This is a genomic window from Janthinobacterium sp. BCJ23, from assembly GCF_059617945.1.
The window spans coordinates 166,180-182,816 of the sequence record NZ_JCAQAW010000003.1 but is presented as its reverse complement, the minus strand read 5'-3'; the positions used below and the strand labels follow the sequence as shown (position 1 = coordinate 182,816).

The 16,637-nt window shown below is 64.5% G+C and carries 14 protein-coding genes; 4 read left to right on the top strand and 10 right to left on the bottom strand.

What is annotated here, in order from left to right; all coding sequences use genetic code 11:
• Nucleotides 1-72: 72 nt before the first annotated feature.
• Nucleotides 73-1,638 (bottom strand): phospholipase D family protein, encoded by a 1,566-nt coding sequence (locus AC54AG_RS12390; protein ID WP_496630497.1) that lies wholly within the window; start codon nt 1,636-1,638, stop codon nt 73-75.
• 227 nt (nt 1,639-1,865) lie between these two features.
• Between AC54AG_RS12390 and AC54AG_RS12385 the strand changes: the two genes are divergently transcribed.
• Nucleotides 1,866-3,200, top strand: a complete 1,335-nt coding sequence (locus AC54AG_RS12385; protein ID WP_496630495.1) for a M20/M25/M40 family metallo-hydrolase — start codon at nt 1,866-1,868, stop codon at nt 3,198-3,200.
• Here the strand turns inward: AC54AG_RS12385 and AC54AG_RS12380 are convergent.
• Nucleotides 3,197-4,954: an FAD-dependent oxidoreductase gene (locus AC54AG_RS12380; RefSeq protein ID WP_331777436.1), complete on the bottom strand. Its 1,758-nt coding sequence runs from the start codon at nt 4,952-4,954 to the stop codon at nt 3,197-3,199. The genes AC54AG_RS12385 and AC54AG_RS12380 overlap by 4 nt on opposite strands.
• Nucleotides 4,955-5,206: 252 nt before the next feature.
• On the opposite strand from AC54AG_RS12380, the gene cysM reads away from it, so the two are divergent.
• Nucleotides 5,207-6,109, top strand: a complete 903-nt coding sequence (gene cysM, locus AC54AG_RS12375) for a cysteine synthase CysM (RefSeq protein WP_034751785.1) — start codon at nt 5,207-5,209, stop codon at nt 6,107-6,109.
• 98 nt (nt 6,110-6,207) lie between these two features.
• Here cysM and AC54AG_RS12370 read toward each other — a convergent pair whose 3' ends face one another.
• From AC54AG_RS12370 to AC54AG_RS12350, 5 genes are all read right to left on the bottom strand, one after another.
• A complete protein-coding gene (locus AC54AG_RS12370) occupies nt 6,208-6,540 on the bottom strand; it encodes a hypothetical protein (RefSeq protein WP_034751784.1) in 333 nt (110 codons plus the stop codon).
• A 438-nt stretch (nt 6,541-6,978) separates the two neighbouring features.
• Nucleotides 6,979-8,142 (bottom strand): lytic murein transglycosylase B, encoded by a 1,164-nt coding sequence (gene mltB / locus AC54AG_RS12365; protein ID WP_496630493.1) that lies wholly within the window; start codon nt 8,140-8,142, stop codon nt 6,979-6,981.
• Nucleotides 8,133-10,154, bottom strand: a complete 2,022-nt coding sequence (locus AC54AG_RS12360) for a transglutaminase TgpA family protein (protein ID WP_496630492.1) — start codon at nt 10,152-10,154, stop codon at nt 8,133-8,135. Before AC54AG_RS12360 ends, mltB begins: the two co-directional genes overlap by 10 nt.
• Entirely contained in the window at nt 10,151-11,182 is a 1,032-nt protein-coding gene (locus tag AC54AG_RS12355) for a DUF58 domain-containing protein (protein ID WP_496630490.1), read from the bottom strand. Before AC54AG_RS12355 ends, AC54AG_RS12360 begins: the two co-directional genes overlap by 4 nt.
• A gap of 5 nt (nt 11,183-11,187) precedes the next feature.
• On the bottom strand, nt 11,188-12,096 hold the full coding sequence (locus tag AC54AG_RS12350; RefSeq protein WP_496630489.1) for an AAA family ATPase: 909 nt from the start codon (nt 12,094-12,096) through the stop codon (nt 11,188-11,190).
• A 211-nt stretch (nt 12,097-12,307) separates the two neighbouring features.
• Between AC54AG_RS12350 and AC54AG_RS12345 the strand changes: the two genes are divergently transcribed.
• Nucleotides 12,308-13,234 carry a histone deacetylase family protein gene (locus AC54AG_RS12345; RefSeq protein WP_496630488.1) on the top strand — a complete coding sequence of 309 codons (927 nt, stop codon included), beginning with the start codon at nt 12,308-12,310 and terminating at the stop codon, nt 13,232-13,234.
• A gap of 12 nt (nt 13,235-13,246) precedes the next feature.
• Here AC54AG_RS12345 and AC54AG_RS12340 read toward each other — a convergent pair whose 3' ends face one another.
• Both AC54AG_RS12340 and AC54AG_RS12335 read right to left on the bottom strand, forming a co-directional pair.
• Nucleotides 13,247-13,573, bottom strand: a complete 327-nt coding sequence (locus tag AC54AG_RS12340) for a hypothetical protein (RefSeq protein ID WP_034751776.1) — start codon at nt 13,571-13,573, stop codon at nt 13,247-13,249.
• 163 nt (nt 13,574-13,736) lie between these two features.
• Nucleotides 13,737-14,522 (bottom strand): hypothetical protein, encoded by a 786-nt coding sequence (locus AC54AG_RS12335; RefSeq protein WP_331777430.1) that lies wholly within the window; start codon nt 14,520-14,522, stop codon nt 13,737-13,739.
• Nucleotides 14,523-14,723: 201 nt separating this feature from the next.
• On the opposite strand from AC54AG_RS12335, the gene ylqF reads away from it, so the two are divergent.
• Nucleotides 14,724-15,671 carry a ribosome biogenesis GTPase YlqF gene (gene ylqF, locus AC54AG_RS12330; protein ID WP_128140235.1) on the top strand — a complete coding sequence of 316 codons (948 nt, stop codon included), beginning with the start codon at nt 14,724-14,726 and terminating at the stop codon, nt 15,669-15,671.
• Nucleotides 15,672-15,797: 126 nt separating this feature from the next.
• Here ylqF and AC54AG_RS12325 read toward each other — a convergent pair whose 3' ends face one another.
• Nucleotides 15,798-16,616 (bottom strand): DODA-type extradiol aromatic ring-opening family dioxygenase, encoded by an 819-nt coding sequence (locus tag AC54AG_RS12325; protein ID WP_496630487.1) that lies wholly within the window; start codon nt 16,614-16,616, stop codon nt 15,798-15,800.
• Nucleotides 16,617-16,637 lie beyond the last annotated feature (21 nt).

Here is a 16,637-nt window from a genome sequence, read left to right as displayed (position 1 = left end):
GCGTGGTGGTGCCGCGCAGCACGAGAAGAAAACCCCGCGTGGTACCGGCCGCGCGGGGTTTTTTTTATGCGGCTACAGCTGCGACTCGATCGGCAGCCAGCGCATCACCGACACCAGCATGCGGCGCCAGAAGCCTGTTTCCGGGTCCTGCGTCCACACTTTGGCTGGCTCTTCGGTAGCGTCGGACCAGCGCAGGGCGCCGTTATCGAGGAACAATCGGTAGCTGGTGTCGCTCGCGGTCGAGTGCAGGAACAGCGTGCGCATGTCCGCCGCCAGCGCGGCATCGTCGAACAGGACGCCCATTTCCGTGTTCAGCTGGGCCGAGCGCGGGTCGAGGTTGAAGGAGCCGACGAAGCCCCGCTGACCGTCCACCACCACGGCCTTGGTATGCAGGCTGGCGCGGCTTGAGCCCATCAGGCTGATGCGCTTGCGGTGCTGGGTCTTCAATTCAAACAGCTCGACGCCGCCGCCCAGCAGCATCTGGCGGTAGCGCGCATAGCCCGCATGCACGAGGGCCACGTCGGTGGCGGCCAGCGAGTTGGTCAGTACCTGGACCTTGACGCCAGCGGCGACCTTGTCGGCCAGGGTCTGCGTCAGTTCCGTGCCGGGCACAAAGTATGGCGAGGTCAGCAGCGCTTCCTCGCGTGCGTCCGTCAGCAGGGGCAGCAAGCTGTGCATGAGCCAGTGCTCGCTGCGTTGCAAACTGGCTACGGGCGCGGCTTTTTCCGGCGGGTCCGACAGCACCTGCACCTGGTCGCTCCAGTGCAGGCGCAGGCGGCCATCGAGGTGGGCCTGCAGCTGGCCCGCATCGGTCAGCTGGCGCAGATAGGGCGAGGCGCCCAGTTCGCCCGTGAGTGCGTCGAGGCGGGCGCGTACCGCCTGCAGTTCAGCCGCGCCAGCGTCCTTCCCCTCGTGCAAGGCGCCGATGGGGATGACGGCGCGGCTGTTCCAGAAGCGGTCGAAGATGTCGCTCGTCTGCCGCACGGCGGGCCCCACCAGCAGCAAGTCGGCATCCTGGAAATTGACTTGTTCGGCGGCATCGAAGTATTCGTCGCCGATATTGCGCCCGCCGACGAGGGCGACCCTGCCGTCGACGATCCAGGCCTTGTTGTGCATGCGCCGGTTCAGGCTGACGGCGCGCAAGCCCATTTCCACGGCGCGCATCCAGATGCCGTCGCGGTTGCGGCCCGGATTGAAGATGCGCACATCGATCAGCGGGTGGCTGTCGAGCGCGAGGATGGCCGCGTCCTGGCCCCGTGCGTTGATATCGTCGAGCAGGACGCGCACGCGCACGCCGCGGTCGGCCGCGCGCAGCAGTTCGCGCACCAGCAGGCGTCCCGTCACGTCGTTATGCCAGATGTAGTATTGCAGGTCGAGACTGCGGCCCGCTTCGCGCGCGCTCAGGGCGCGCAGGGCGAACGCTTCCAGATTGTCGTCGATCAGGGCCGTGCCGCTGTGGTCCGGGCGCTGCGCCAGCTGCGGCGCCAGCACGCGGTCGAGCAGGGTGGCATCGATCGCCACGGGCAAGGCCGTGCCCGGCGCCCCCAGCGAGCGTTCGGCGAAGCGTCCGTAGCTGTACAGGGCGGCGATGCTGAGCACGGCAAACAAGGTGGCCAGCAGCAGCAATTTGACGAGCATGCGGCGCACCGTCAGCGGACCGCGCGCAGGCTGAGGCTGCGGCGTGCGGAGTGATGGGTGGTCAGGCGCATGCGGTGTCTTTCGTGAGCGGGGCAACAGCCGATTGTAGCAGTTTCTATAATGCACGATTTTCGTCCAGGAACATTCTTGCCCGTCGTCAAAAATGCGAGAATGGCCAGCTCAATCAATCATCGGGGGATGCACGCATGGTAAGGATTTTGACGGCAATGACGGCAGCCCTGCTGTCGGCGGGCGCGGCGGCGGCGCCGGGCGCCGAACCGGCGCAGCAGCAGATACGGCAAGTGGTGGCCGACATTTCGCCGCAGCGCATCGAGGCGCATGTGCGCAGGCTCGTGGGCTTCCAGACGCGGCATACGATGTCCGATACCGTGTCCGACACGCGCGGCATCGGCGCGGCCCGGCGCTGGATCAAGGCCGAGCTGGAGCGCTGCGGCGCGCAGGCGGGCGGTCGGTTGCAGGTGGCGTTCGACAGCCATATCGCACCCATATCGAAACGCATTGCGCGGCCGACGGACATCGTCAACGTGGTGGCGACCTTGCCCGGCAGTCAGCCGCAGTCGGCCGGGCGCATCTATGTCGTCAGCGGCCATTACGACTCGCGCGCCACCGACGTGATGGATGCGCAGAGCGACGCGCCCGGCGCCAACGATGACGCATCCGGTACGGCGGCCGTGATCGAGATGGCTTGCGCGATGGCGCGCTACCGCTTCGACGCCACCATCGTCTTCATGGCCGTGGCGGCCGAGGAACAGGGGTTGCTGGGTTCCGGCCATTGGGCGCAGCAGGCAAAATTGAAAAATCTCAACATCGCCGGCATGCTCAACAACGACATCATCGGCAGTTCCCGCGCGGAAGACGGCACGGTCGATGGCGGCCAGGTGCGCCTGTTTGCCGAGGGCATCCCGGCCGTGAAGGAGATGAGCGACGGCGTGCGCGCCCTGGTGGCGACGGGCGGCGAAAACGATTCGATTTCGCGCCAACTGGCGCGCCATGTGAAACAGGTGGGCGAGCGCTATGTACCCGGCTTTACGGTCAACGTCATCCAGCGCGCCGACCGCTACCTGCGCGGCGGCGACCATATGCCCTTTCTCGCGCAAGGTTATGCGGCGCTGCGCTTCACGGAACCGCACGAAGATTTTGCCCATCAGCATCAGGATGTGCGCGTGGAGAACGGCGTGCAGTACGGCGACTTGCCGCAATTCGTTGACTATGACTACGTGGCGAAAGTGGCGCGCGTAAATGCGGCGGCGCTCGCGTCGCTGGCCTTGGCGCCAGCCGCGCCCGCCGGCGTGCAGGTGCGCACGGCCCAGCTGGAAAACGCCACCTCGCTGGTCTGGCAGCCGAATACGGAACCGGACCTGGCCGGCTACCGCATCGTCTGGCGCGCCACGACGGCCGACCAGTGGCAGGGCGCACAGGACGTGGGCAATGTCACCGAAGCCAGGGTGAAGCAGTCGAAAGACAACTATTTCTTTGGCGTCCAGGCCATCGACAGCGACGGCAATGTCAGCGTGGCCACGTATCCCATGCCCTTGCGTTAAGCGCTGTTGACGGGCAGGCGCGCAAGAAAGCCGTGAATCTGGGAAACGACGGCAGCGCCTTCGCCGACAGCGGCGGCCACGCGCTTGGTGGAGCCGGCCCGCACGTCGCCGATGGCGAACACGCCCGGCACGCTCGTTTCCAGCGCGGCCCGGTCGGGCAAGTCTGGCGGATAGATTGCGTGGCCGTGGGCGCGGCATTCGGCGCGCGTGACGTCGAAGCCCGTGCGGATAAAGCCCTGTTCGTCGACGGCCACGGCGCAGTCGTGCAGCCAGTCCGTGTTCGGGTCGGCGCCGACGAAAAGAAACACGCGGCGCACGGCGCAATCGGCTTCCTCGCCCGTGCGGTTGTTGCGCCAGCGCACCTCCGTCAAGCCATCGTCGTCGCCTTCGAGGGCGATGATTTCCGTGTGCGTGTGCAAGGTGATGTTGGGCGTGGCGGCGATGCGCTCGATCAGGTAGCTCGACATGCTGGCCGCCAGGCCTTCGCCGCGGATCACCATGTGGACCTTGGCGGCGTGGCCGGATAGAAACACGGCCGCCTGGCCGGCCGAGTTGCCGCCGCCAACGAGGATGATCTCTTCCTGCCGGCACAGCTTGGCTTCGATGGGCGAAGCCCAGTAATACACGCCCCGTCCTTCATATGTTTTCAGGTTGGCCAGCGAGGGGCGGCGATAGCGCGCGCCGCACGACAGCACGACCGTGCGGGCGCGTACCTGCGTACCGTCGCACAGATTGACGCGCAGGGGCCAGGTGTCGCATAGCAAGTTGGCGGCACTGGCCGGGGTGGCGATTTCGACGCCGAACTTTTGTGCCTGCACATAGGCGCGCCCCGCCAGGGCGCGGCCGGAGATGCCTGTCGGAAAGCCCAGGTAATTTTCGATGCGCGCGCTGGCGCCCGCCTGGCCGCCATACGCGCGCTGCTCGAGCGCCAGCACGCTCAAGCCTTCGGAGGCCGCATACACGGCCGTGGCCAGGCCGGCCGGTCCGGCGCCCACCACCAGCACGTCGAAAATCTTGTCGCCGGACAAATCGGGCAGCATTCCCAGGCAGCGCCCGAGTTCCGCATTGCCGGGATTCTTCATGATCTTGCCGTCAGGGCAGACGACCAGCGGCCATTCCTGCGGCGTGGGCTGGTAGCGTTCGGCCAGCGCGGCGGCGGCCGCATCCGTGGCTGGATCGAGCACCGTGTGCGGGTGGCCATTGCTCGATAAGAAACTTTGCAGGTGGAACAGATTGCCATTGCCGCGCGGCCCCACCAGCACGGGGCCGCCTGAATTCGATTCGATCAGCGCCACGCGGCGCAGGATCAGGGCGCGCACGATGCGTTCGCCCATTTCCGCCTCGGCCACGATCAACGCGCGCAGCGATTCCGAACTGATGTCGAGCAATTCCACGTCACCGACAGCGCTGCCGTTGACGAGGGTGGGGCGGCCCGACAATTGCGCCACCTCGGCAATGAAGTGACCGACGCCCACTTCGCGCAGCACGGACGCCTGTCCCAGCACTTCATGGCGCTTGATGCTGACCCGTCCGGACAGTATGACCAGCATGCCGAAGCTGCTGCTGCCTGCCTCGAACAGCGTCGCGCCATCGGCAAAGTGATGGCGCGTGCCATAGCGCTGCAAGCGCTGCAGTTCGAGCCCATTGAAGACGGGCGAAATCTGGTGGCTGCGGCCGTGCAAGTCGAGCGTGGCGAACTGGACGGGATCGTCCTGCGTCGTTTCGGGAATGAATTCGGGTGTGCTGCTGGCCATGGCGAGTCCGTTCGGAGGCTGAATAAGCAAATAACAAAAATAACTAACAGTGACGAGTTTAGCGCATGCGGTGCGCGCCTGCCGCAATACCCCTTGCGCACGCCCGGAAATGGCAGCGCGGCAGGCGCCATGCGACCAGTGGCGGCGCAGCCGGAGGCACAAATGGGCCCGGATGCCGCCACCGATCAGCGATACGCCGTCCAGCATCTCATATTAGAATGGGTCTTTGTTGAATCTACTCAAACAGACACGATGGCTTACAAGACACTTGAAGATACGATAGGCAATACCCCGCTGGTGCAGCTGACGCGCTTGCCGGGTGCCGATGCGCTTGCGCGCAACAACGTCATCCTGGGCAAGCTGGAGGGCAATAATCCGGCTGGCTCCGTGAAGGACCGCGCGGCCATGTCCATGCTCAAGCGCGCTGAAGAGCGCGGCGTCATCAAGCCCGGCGACACCCTGATCGAGGCGACCAGCGGCAATACGGGCATTGCGCTGGCCATGGCCGCCGCCTTGCGCGGCTACAAGATGTTGCTCCTGATGCCCGATAACCTGAGCGTGGAGCGCCGCCAGAGCATGGCCGCCTACGGTGCCGACATTTTATTGACGCCGAAGACGGGCGGCATGGAATATGCGCGCGACCTGGCCGAACAGATGCAGAAGGATGGCCGCGGCGTGATCCTCGACCAGTTCGCCAACGAAGACAATTCGCGCGCCCACTATGAAAGCACGGGCCCGGAAATCTGGCGCGATACGGAAGGGCGCGTCACGCACTTCGTCAGCGCCATGGGCACGACGGGCACCATCATGGGCGTGTCGCGCTATTTGAAGGAACAGAATCCCGCCATCCAGATCATCGGCGCCCAGCCTGAGGAAGGTTCGCAGATTCCCGGCATCCGCAAGTGGCCGGAAGCGTACTTGCCGAAAATCTACGACAAGTCGCGCGTGGACCAGGTGGAATACGTGAGCCAGGGCGTGGCCGAGCGCATGGCGCGCAGCCTGGCGGCGGAAGAGGGCTTGTTCTGCGGCATCTCTGCAGCCGGCGCGTGCGAAATCGCGCTGCGCATTTCACAGACGGTGGAAAATGCGACCATCGTGTTTGTCGTGTGCGACCGCGGCGACCGCTATCTCTCGACCGGCGTGTTTCCTGCCTGATAGTTAATACGGGAAATATATCGGCCAGAACGGCCTGAGAACTGCTGGAAATACCCCCTCCCCATGGCGGGGAGGGAAAACCTGCAAAACTGGCAGGATCAGCCTTGTGGCGTTTCGCCTTCTTTTGGCTTGAATTGCTTGTCGCTGATACGGAATTTGTTACGACGGTCACCCATCAGGTAACGCAGGTCGCGGATGCTCAGGTCGCTGACTTCGTGCATGCGGATCAGCAGCGATGCGCCGACCGGCAGGCGGTGGTGGCGGATTTTACTGATGACCGGTGGCGCCACTTCCAGCGCGCGGGACAAGGCTGCGTCGTTTTTCAGGCGCAGGTTTTCGATCAGGGTATCGAGCAGTCTGTTTGGGTTGTACTGAAGCAGATCGTCGGAGTCCGAATCGCTGTTCATATCAATGCCGACTTGGTTTGTCATGATGTTATTGTTCCTTCTGTAGTTGCACTGCAAAGTAAAAAACACTCGGAGCTCGCTCTTGCTGCGTTCATGTTCATTCTTTACTAAAAGGAACGAATTCACACACGGTACGATCCGGGATACAGTTTTTCATGATATATACACAATTGTACAACAGGATTCAATTTCAGGCGGGAAAGCCCAATAATCTTGCTTGGTACAGAACCGGTGTTGTCTAGCTGCAACACCTATTTATTCTTTATTATGCTCTATGATAGAACAAAAATTGTACTTTGACAAAAGTTAAGTATAAAACCATTACTGCATTCCGTGCCGCACAAAGGCTGGCGAGCGAGGCTGGCACATGTTATCGGGCCTACCATAGACCTGTTTGCTGGTCGATTCAATATCCCTTACGCTTTCTTACAAGTAATATTATAACTTTACACTGACTTTCGGTTAGCGTGCGCGCACTTGACTGATGGCTTTGCCCAAGTCGATCACTGACATGGCATAAAAATAACTTCTGTTGTACTGAGTTATAGCAAAGAAGTTATTGGTTGCCAAGTGATACTCAGTTGCTTCTGAACCATTTTGCAAGTCGATCAAGCCGAACAGCATGTTCTGGGGCGTGGACGGGGCGGCACTCACGCCGGCTTCCTGCAATTCCGCCAGCCGGTACTTCGCTTGCAAGCCCTGGCCGATGAACTTTTCCCACGCGCGGCTGGCCGAGACGGTGATGGGATAGGTGCTGATGGCTGGATCATCGCGGCGCCAGCCGTGCTCGACGAGGAAGTGCGCGACGCTGCCGATGGCGTCGGATGTGGAATTACGCAGGTCGATGTGGCTATCGCCATCGAAATCCACCGCATATTTCATGATGCTGCTAGGCATGAATTGTGGCAGGCCGATGGCGCCCGCATACGAGCCGAGCAGGGTCAGGGGATCGATGCCATCCTTGCGCGCGTACAGCAGCGCGTTTTCCAGCTCTCCCTTGAAAAATTCCATGCGCGCGGCGCGGGTCGGGCTTTCCGGATAGGAAAACGCCAGGGTCGTCAGCGCATCGAGCACGCGGAAACGGCCCGTGTTGCGTCCATATACAGTTTCCACGCCGATGATGCCGACGATGATCTCGGCCGGCACGCCATATTCGCGTTCGGCGCGCGCCAGCGCTTCCGCGTTCTCTTCCCAGAATTTCACGCCCGCATTGATGCGCACCGGTTCGATGAAGCGGGAGCTGTACGCTTGCCAGTTCTTCGGCTTGCCGGGCGGCGCGGGCTTCATCAGTTGCACGGTCGACTCGACATAGCGGACCTTGCCGATCAGGGTATCGAGTTCGGCGCGGTCAAAGCCGTGTTTGGCGGACATGTCGTCGAGAAAGGCGCGTACTTCCTTCCAGTTGGCATAGTCGACAAATTCGCCTTCGAAGTCGAATTTCGCCGGTGCCTTTTTGGCTGCTGCCTTGGCGGGCGGCGCCTTGGCCGCGCGCACGGCACGGGCGCGGTCGGCAGCGGAAATATTGCTGTTTTCGCCAGCGTGCGCGGTGGCCAGGCACAGGGGAAGGGAGAGGAGCAGGGACAGGGCGGGGTATTTGATCGGTAACAAGGAGCGTCTCATCGGCATTGGGTTAACAGGCGGCGCAAGTGGCGCCGCGCGCGGAGTTGTTCGTCTGGGCTGGCATTACCATACTTCATCGCGGCATAGATTGCCAGAAACTGTGCGATGGCGGCGTGTGCCTCTTGTGTGGCCTTGCCCGCGGCCAACCGCGCAGCATAACCGTGCGGGCCTTCGTGCGGCGCACGGCTGTACCCGCGCCGCGCCTGTAAATGGCAAAACTGCGCATACAGGGCGTCAAGCGGATCGCCTTGCCGCGCCTGCCGCCACCAGACCAGTGCGCCCGCCACGGCGGACAGCAGGGCCAGCACGGCGCACGCGAGTGCCAGCTTTTTCGCCGGCACGTTTTTCAAGCCCTCGAGCATGGCGCGCTGGCGCTGCGGCGTGGTGTCGAGCACCCAGCTGCTCCAGGCGTGCTCGGCCTGCTGCCATTGCTGGCGCCACGCGGCAACCGCCCCTTGCGCGCCGCCATCAAGGCCGGCCAGGGCGCGCCACGCCGTCAGCGGCGACGGGGCCGGCGGCAGGGCGGCGTCGAGGTTGCGCTGCGTGCGCAGGGGGGCGACGGCGCTTGTCGGGTCGACGCGCACCCAGCCCCGGCCCGCCAGCCACACTTCGCTCCACGCATGGGCGTCGGACTGGCGCACCGTCAAGCTGTTGTCCGTACCGTTGCGCACGCCGCCCTGGTAACCGGTGACGACGCGCGCGGGTATGCCCATGGCGCGCATCAGCACGACAAAGCTGCCCGCGTAATGTTCGCAAAAGCCCGCCTGCGTGCCAAACAGGAAGTCGTCGACGCCCTGCTTGCCCAGCAGCGGCGGCTGCAGGGTGTAGCGGAACGGCGCGCGGCGGAAGTGCCCGAGAACGGCGGCGATCGCGCCGGCGGGCGGCAGCGCCCGCGCGCCGCTGCCGCGCAATGCGCGGGCCCAGGCCACGCTGCGCGGGTTGCTGCCAGCGGGCAAGGCCAGCCATGGCTGCTGCTGTTCTGGCGACAGGTTTGCCTGCAGCCGGTAGCGCGGCTGGGAACTGACGCGGTAACGCACGGTCGAAGTAATAGGCTGTATGGTCAGCACTTCCAGCGCGGACGACACGACGTACGGATTGCCGGGCAAGCGTTCGATGCTGCGCGGCACGTCGAGCGCGAAGATGCGCCGCTGGCCGCTTGCTTGCAGGGTGACTTCGTAGTGGCTGGGCTGGCCTTCCAGCGCGATATCTATCCGGCTGTCGCTGGCAGGCGCGCGGCCCTTTGCGCCCCGGCGCGTCCAGGTGGCGCCGTCGAAGTCGCCCAGCACCACACCGCGCCAATACAGCTGGTCTTGCGGCGGGAGCGGTGTGGAAAATCGGGCCGTGAAGACGGGTTCGCTTGACAGGGCCAGCGAGGCGATGGCGCCCGGCTGCATGCTGTCGGACAAGCCCGTACGTGCCTGCGCGCCTTCCGGTGCCGTTCCCCACAGGGGGCCGTCCGCGCGCGGCAGGGCAAGAAACATCACGGCCGACAGGGGGATGGCCAGCGCCAGCATGCGTCCCAGCAAGCACAGTCTTTGTGCCAGGCGCGGCTGCACGGCGCCGTACTGGGCAGACAACAGGCCGGCCAGCAGGACGATGACGGTGGCCAGCATCCAGGCGGCGCTGAGGATGCCTTGCGCATGGAAGAAATTTGCCAGCAGGAGGAAAAAACTGAGGAAAACGAAAACGAAGATGTCGCGCCGGCCATGCATTTCCAGCGATTTCAAGGCCAGCAGCAAGGCCAGCATGGCCACGCCGGGATCGCGTCCCAGCACGGTGCCATAGCTGGCATAGACGCCGGCGATACCGAGCAAGGCCATCGGCGCGAGCAGGGCCAGCCGCGGCTGGCGCTTGCCCCGCACGGTGATGACGGCGCGCCACAGCAGGAGGGCTGCGGCGGCGGCCGACAGCCACGGAGGCAGGTGCAGCGCGTGCGGCGCCAGCACCATGGCGGCGGACAGCAACAGCAGCACGATGTCGGCCTTGTCGCGCGGCAAGTTGCTCAGCCAGGCTTTCATGGCGTCGCCTGCGCTGGCGGAAAATCGTGCCGCCAATCGTGCGGCGAACCGTGTGGCGAACCGTGCAGGGCCAGCGCGCGCAGGCAGGCGTCGCGGTGGCTGGCGCCCAGGGCCGGCGCGACAGTCAGCGGGCCCAGGCGTAAGCCATATGACAGGCCCGTGCGTTCCGCCTGCAGCACCCAGGCGGCCAGGCGCGACAAACGCGCTTCCGGCGCCAGCGCGTGCAGGGAAGCGTGCTCGAGCATGATGCTGCCATGGGCTGCGCCTGCGGGAGAGTCGGCGGCAGGCTGGAATTGCTTGCTGAATACATGCTCGCCATCATGGCGGGCGATCTGGCGCCAGGCCAGGCGGTGCAAGGGGTCGCCGGGCTGGTAGGCGCGCACGCCGGCCAGTTCCAGGGCGCCATCGGGCAAGTCTGGCGAATCTGGCGAGCTTGGCCTCTGTACTTGCTGTACCGTGCCGGCAGGCAAGGGTAGCGGCGGCGCATTGTGTTCGGGCTGCGGATACACGAGCACGCGCGCTTCGGGCTGCCAGTGGCACCAGGCAAGGAACAGACCGAGCGGAAAACTGCCGGACAGGCGCACGGGCGGGGCAATCAGCCATCCCCGTTGCGGCGCGGCCACGACGATGTTGACGGCCGTTTCCCCGTGGGCGGCGATGTCGGCCAGGTTGGGCGCTGCCGCCGAATCGCGGATGGCCACGTGGATCGCATGGCGCGGGCGCGCGCTGCGGTTGATCAGGCGCAAGGTGAACGTGGCCTGGCTGCCCGCAAACACGGGGCTGCCCGTCGTGGCGGCCAGGGCCAGGCCCGCCAGGTTGCGGCTGGCAAACAGCATGTCGGCGATGGCGCAGGCGGCCGCGAAATACGTGAGCGCATAACCCAGGCCCAGGCGGTAATTGACGGCGGCGATCCACAGCGCCAGCAGCAGCACGGCAAACGCCAGGCCAGCGCCCGAGGGACGGATGTGCACGCGCTCCGCGCCCAGCCAGGGGCGCGCCGGCAGCCATTGGATAGTGCGCCAGCGCATGCCGCTCAGACGGGAATACTCAACAGCATGTGCTGCAGCAGCGCGCGGCTATCGATGGCCCCTTGCGCGGCATGCAGGCGGTGGGCGCAGACGGGCAGCAGCACGGCTTGCACGTCGTCGGGCGTGACATGGTCGCGGCCTTCCAGGGCGGCCCAGGCGCGCGCCGCCTGCAGCAGGGCCAGCGCGGCGCGCGGGCTCAGGCCATCGGCAAACACACCGGGCGCGCGCGTGGCATGCACGAGGGCCAGCACATAGTCGACGACGGTGGCCGAGGCGTGGATGGCGCGCAGGCCCGCTTGCGCCTGCAGCAATTCTTCCGCGTTCATGACGGCAGGCAAGGTGTGCAGCATGGCGCGGCGGTCGGCGCCCAGCAGCAGCGCCCGTTCCGCGGCCGCATCGGGGTAGCCGAGGGTCACGCACATGAGAAAGCGGTCGAGCTGCGATTCGGGCAGGGGGAAGGTGCCCAGCTGGTGCGCGCAGTTCTGCGTGGCGATGACGAAAAACGGCTGCGGCAGCGCGTGCGTGACGCCATCGAGCGTCACTTGCCGTTCTTCCATCGCTTCGAGCAAGCCCGATTGCGTCTTCGGCGTGGCGCGGTTGATCTCGTCGGCCAGCAGCACTTGCGTGAACAGGGGGCCAGGATGAAAGATGAAGCTGCCACTACCCCGGTCATACACGCTCATGCCGGCCACGTCGGCGGGCAGCAGGTCGCTCGTGAATTGCTGGCGCTTCCATTGCAGGCCCAGCGAGATGGCCAGCGCGTGGGCCAAGGTCGTCTTGCCCACGCCGGGCACGTCTTCGATCAGCAGGTGGCCGCCGGCCAGCACGCAGGCGAGGGTCTGGCGGATCTGCAAGTGTTTGCCGACGAGAACTTCGCCGATCTGCTGTGCGGCCTGGTGTATTTTCGAAAACATGCTATTTCTATCACAGTAAGACGGATTATTTAATTTACAATCGCTTTGGCCAGGTCAAGCCGTGCCGCCCGCCCGTGCCGTGCACGTGGTAGATTAGTGCAGTAGCGGCACAGACCGGCCAGTGATTTTATGCGAGAACGCGCAGGGCGAACAGGAATGCCATGCAGTGTTCCCGGAGAATGGACAGAGACAGAGGTAACCAGTACAGCGCATGAGCACAGCCATTTATACCCATCCCGATTGCCAGCGCCATGAAATGGGCGACTGGCACCCTGAATCGCCGGCCCGCTTGCAGGCCATCAATGATCAATTGATACTCGCGCACATCAGCGACCTGGTCGAGCACCGAGATGGCGTGCGCGCGCAATTGTCCGATATCGAGCGCAACCACAGCGCCACGGCCATCGGCCTCGTGCGCGACAATGTGCCGCAGGAGGGCGACTACTATCCGCTCGACGGCGACACCCTGCTCAACGCGCACAGTTACGAGGCGGCGCTGGCCGCCGCCGGCTCGGCCGTGGCAGCCACGGACGCCGTCATTGATGGCGAGATCAGCAACGCCTTCTGCGCGATCCGCCCGCCCGGCCACCATGCGCGGCCCAGCGAACCGATGGGTTTTTGCCTGTTCAATAATGTCGCCATCGCCGCCAAGCATGCGCTCGACGTGCGCGGGCTCGAACGGGTCGCCATCGTCGACTTCGACGTGCATCATGGCAATGGCACGGCCGAGTCCGTTGCGCACGATCCGCGCATCCTGATGGTGAGCTTTTTCCAGCACCCGTTCTATCCGTACAGCGATGTGGAATCGTATACGGACACGCGCGTCAACGTGCCCGTGCCGGCCCGCTCGAAGGGCGACGCCGTGCGCCAGCTGGTGTTCGACCACTGGCTGCCGGCGCTGCACCGGCAGCAGCCGCAAATGATTTTCATTTCCGCCGGTTTCGACGCCCACCGCGAAGACGACGTGGGCGGCATGGGCCTGGTGGAGGCCGACTATACGTGGATGACGCAGCAGATGATGGCCGTGGCCAGCCAGTATGGCAAAGGCCGTATCGTCAGCTGCCTCGAAGGGGGCTACAACCTGTCGTCGCTGGGCCGCAGCGTGGCGGCGCACGTGAAGGCGCTGGCGGAACTGTAAGGACCCCGCGCGCTACAGCAAGGTGGGGCGGCTGCTGGAATTCGTGTGGCGGTGCGTCTGGTAGTCGAGCGCGTCGCCCGCCATGAAGCGGTGCCAGGCTTGCGTGTAGACGAGCGATGATTTATCCGCATCAAAACTGTCGAGTTGCAACATGTCGCGGTGGTGCTTGATTTCATTGACCAGTTGGTCATACAGCATTTGCAAGCCATAGCTGTCGGCGCTCTGGCGTTTCAGGCGCTCTTCCAGCTGCGCCACTTGCTGCTGCAACTGCCGGCATTCCTTCTTCCAGTCATTGCGCGGCACGCGCTCGGGCGCCTTGCCAGTGTGTTCCATCATCATATCGAGCTATTCCCCATCGCCTATCTCCCTGCATCTGGCGGGAGCCAGCCTGGAAAATTATTGCTTTTCATTTAAGAGGCGATATTAGAGCACACTTTTTTATTACTCTCAGTAAATAAAAGAATCCATGTGGAAATATTTGACCTGGCTTCCAGCGCGCGTATCACTGGCGCAGTGCTCCTGCAGGGGCGGCTTGCGCCATGTTGCCGTCATCGGCATACGTGAGGGTCAGCAGGGTATTGTCGTCCCAGCTCACGTCGTGCAGCGGCGGCACGTAGCGCTGGCGGTCTTCCGTGATGCGGACGTCCAGCGTGCGCTCGCCCGAGCGGGCCTGCACGGCAAGCAGCTTGCGGAACACGGGATACGGCACGTGGATCAGCGACGAGTGGCACGGTCCGCCCGCCAGGCGGAACAGGTTGCGCCGCACAAACGGCAAGTCATCCTGCTCGACGGCCCAGCGGATTTCGCATTCCAGGCGCAAGTCGCCCAGGCGGCGCACGTTGTGGGGCAGGCCCGGCGTGTGGATGTCGGCGCGCCAGCGCAGGGTGGCGCGCTTCTTGTTACTGACCAGGTCGGCATTCGCATCGTAGGCGGTCTTGTCGCGCGTCAGGATGAAACCGCCGTCCGCCGCCAGCGGCACGGGGATCGACAGATTGTCGGCCGACAAGTGCAGGGTCACGCCATCGAGCCTGGCCTTCGGCGTGGCGGGGATCAGCATGAAGCGCAGCGGCGCGCCCGGCGCCAGGCGCTGGTGGTCGGCATACGCGTCGAGTCCCTTGAGCATGGTGCGGTAGGGACGCAGGTCGGGATCGCGCGTGCCTTGCACATCGACAATCTGCTGCATTTCCTGGTTCACCGGGTCGCCTGGCGCCGCTGCTTGTTCCTGGGCCATGGCGGGCAGCAGGCAAGTGGAAAGGGAGGCAAGGAGGCAAAAGCGGGGAAGATGCATGGAATGCGTGCCAGGTTGAGCGTGCAATGGGGAAACCGTCCAGGCTGGACGGACTGCGGATCTTATCATTCGAGTAACTGCTAAATTATCACCAATTGTCTCGTTCGCGTCGCACGGCTGGCGCTGGCGGCGGAAAACGGGACGTCGTGGCGGCAACCACGTAAAATAGCGGATTGACTGAACGATTTTGAAAGCAAGAGCATGGCGATACAATGGTACCCAGGACACATGAACGCGGCCCGCAAGAAAGCGGCCGAAACCATGGAAAACACCGATCTGGTGATTGAAGTGGTGGACGCGCGCCTGCCGGCAGCCAGCTGCAATCCCATGGTGGACGAGCTGCGCCTGTTCCGCCAGCGCCCTTGCCTGAAAATCCTCAACAAGACCGACCTGGCCGATCCTGCCGCGACCGCCGCCTGGGTGGCGTATTTCAATGCGCAGGAAGGCGTGACCGCGTATGCGATGACGACCAAGAAGCCGGGCGACGTGGCGCGCATTCCGGACTTGGCCAAGTCGCTGGCGCCGCACCGCGGCGTGCCGACCAAGCCGCTGCGCATCATGATCATGGGCATCCCCAACGTGGGCAAGTCGACCCTGATGAACGCGCTGCTGAAAAAGCGCGTGGCCAAGGTGGGCGACGAGCCGGCCGTGACGAAGATGCAGCAAAAGCTGTATCTGGACAAGAACACCATCCTCGTCGACACGCCCGGCATGCTGTGGCCGAAGATCGCCATCCCCAGCGACGGCCTGATGCTGGCCGCCAGCCACGCTATCGGCTCGAACGCGCTGATCGAAGAGGAAGTGGCCGTGTTCCTGGCCGAGGAGTTGCTCAAGCGCTACCCGGACTTGCTGGCAACCCGCTACGGCACCAAGGTCGGTGAAGTCGATGCCATCGGCGTGGTCGAGGGCATCGCCGCCAAGCGCGGCTTCCGCATCAAGGGCGGCGACTACGATTTCGAGAAGGCGTCGCACACCTTGCTGCTCGATTACCGCAGCGGCATTCTGGGACGCATCTCGCTGGAAACGCCGGACACGCGTGCGGCCCTGATGGCCCAGCACGCGGCCGAGATGGCGGAAAAAGCGGCCAAGGCGGCCGAGATTGCTGCCGAGAAGGCGAAGAATGCGGCGCGCGGCAAGCGCGGTACGTAATGAACTAAAAGCCGCTTGTTAGCGGCTTTTTTAAATTCTGGGGTCAGACCCCCGGTGACGTTGGCGCTGAACCAGCCGTTAGCGGTGTTGAGGGACTCGGCGTCCCCGTCTGACCCCGGCTCGTTGCTAATTTCCGCCAGTCGCTCCAAACCGGAAACTCGTCACCGCCAGCGCTCCAAAAAAATCCTCCTCGTGATACGCCACGTGCGCCGCTTCCTGCTCGGCCGCGCCGAGCGCCACCATCAGCGGCAGCAGATGGTCTTCCTGCGGATGGGCCTGGCGTGCGCCCGGCGCCCGGTCCCAGGCCAGCAGTTGCGCCAATCTCTGTTCCGGCGGCAAGGCCATCGTCTGGCGCAGCCAGGCGTCGAACTGGTGCGAGGCGACGGCGCCCGCCTGGCCGAACTGGCGCAGGTTATGGTAAGACAGGCCGCTGCCCAGTATCAGCACGCCCTGGCGGCGCAGGCTGGCCAGCGCGCGGCCCACCTCGATGTGGGTGAGCGGGTCGTAGCCGTGTTTGAGCGACAGCTGCACCAGCGGCATGTCCGCCTGCGGGTAGATGGGGAACAGGGCGCTGAAGGTGCCATGGTCGAAACCACGTTCATGGTCGAGGCGCGCCGGATGGCCGGCCGCGTCCAGCAACTGTTTTACCTGCGCAGCCAGTTCCGGCGCGCCCGGTGCCGGGTACTGGATTTGATAGGTGTGCGGCGGAAAGCCCGAGTAATCGTAGATCATGCCCGGCCGGGGGCTGGCCGAGACGAGAAATTGCGGCCCTTCCCAGTGCGCCGTGACGACCAGCACGGCTTTCGGACGCGCGCCGATCTGGCGCGGGATATCCTGCAACGACGCTTCGAGCACGTCGTAGCGGCCGCCGAACTGGTCTTTCATGAACGGCCAGGGGCCGCCGCCGTGCGACAGGAAGTAGGTAGGGAAAGTGTGCTCTTGCATGGCGGCTCCGCAGTGGAATGG

Excerpts from the sequence above, each read along its gene's own strand:
- AC54AG_RS12390 (WP_496630497.1), bottom strand. The coding sequence starts at position 1,638 with ATGCTCGTCAAATTGCTGCTGCTGGCCACCTTGTTTGCCGTGCTCAGC.
- AC54AG_RS12385 (WP_496630495.1), top strand. The coding sequence starts at position 1,866 with ATGACGGCAGCCCTGCTGTCGGCGGGCGCGGCGGCGGCGCCGGGCGCC.
- AC54AG_RS12380 (WP_331777436.1), bottom strand. The coding sequence starts at position 4,954 with ATGGCCAGCAGCACACCCGAATTCATTCCCGAAACGACGCAGGACGAT.
- cysM (WP_034751785.1), top strand. The coding sequence starts at position 5,207 with ATGGCTTACAAGACACTTGAAGATACGATAGGCAATACCCCGCTGGTG.
- AC54AG_RS12370 (WP_034751784.1), bottom strand. The coding sequence starts at position 6,540 with ATGACAAACCAAGTCGGCATTGATATGAACAGCGATTCGGACTCCGAC.
- mltB (WP_496630493.1), bottom strand. The coding sequence starts at position 8,142 with ATGCCGATGAGACGCTCCTTGTTACCGATCAAATACCCCGCCCTGTCC.
- AC54AG_RS12360 (WP_496630492.1), bottom strand. The coding sequence starts at position 10,154 with ATGAAAGCCTGGCTGAGCAACTTGCCGCGCGACAAGGCCGACATCGTG.
- AC54AG_RS12355 (WP_496630490.1), bottom strand. The coding sequence starts at position 11,182 with ATGCGCTGGCGCACTATCCAATGGCTGCCGGCGCGCCCCTGGCTGGGC.
- AC54AG_RS12350 (WP_496630489.1), bottom strand. The coding sequence starts at position 12,096 with ATGTTTTCGAAAATACACCAGGCCGCACAGCAGATCGGCGAAGTTCTC.
- AC54AG_RS12345 (WP_496630488.1), top strand. The coding sequence starts at position 12,308 with ATGAGCACAGCCATTTATACCCATCCCGATTGCCAGCGCCATGAAATG.
- AC54AG_RS12340 (WP_034751776.1), bottom strand. The coding sequence starts at position 13,573 with ATGATGATGGAACACACTGGCAAGGCGCCCGAGCGCGTGCCGCGCAAT.
- AC54AG_RS12335 (WP_331777430.1), bottom strand. The coding sequence starts at position 14,522 with ATGCATCTTCCCCGCTTTTGCCTCCTTGCCTCCCTTTCCACTTGCCTG.
- ylqF (WP_128140235.1), top strand. The coding sequence starts at position 14,724 with ATGGCGATACAATGGTACCCAGGACACATGAACGCGGCCCGCAAGAAA.
- AC54AG_RS12325 (WP_496630487.1), bottom strand. The coding sequence starts at position 16,616 with ATGCAAGAGCACACTTTCCCTACCTACTTCCTGTCGCACGGCGGCGGC.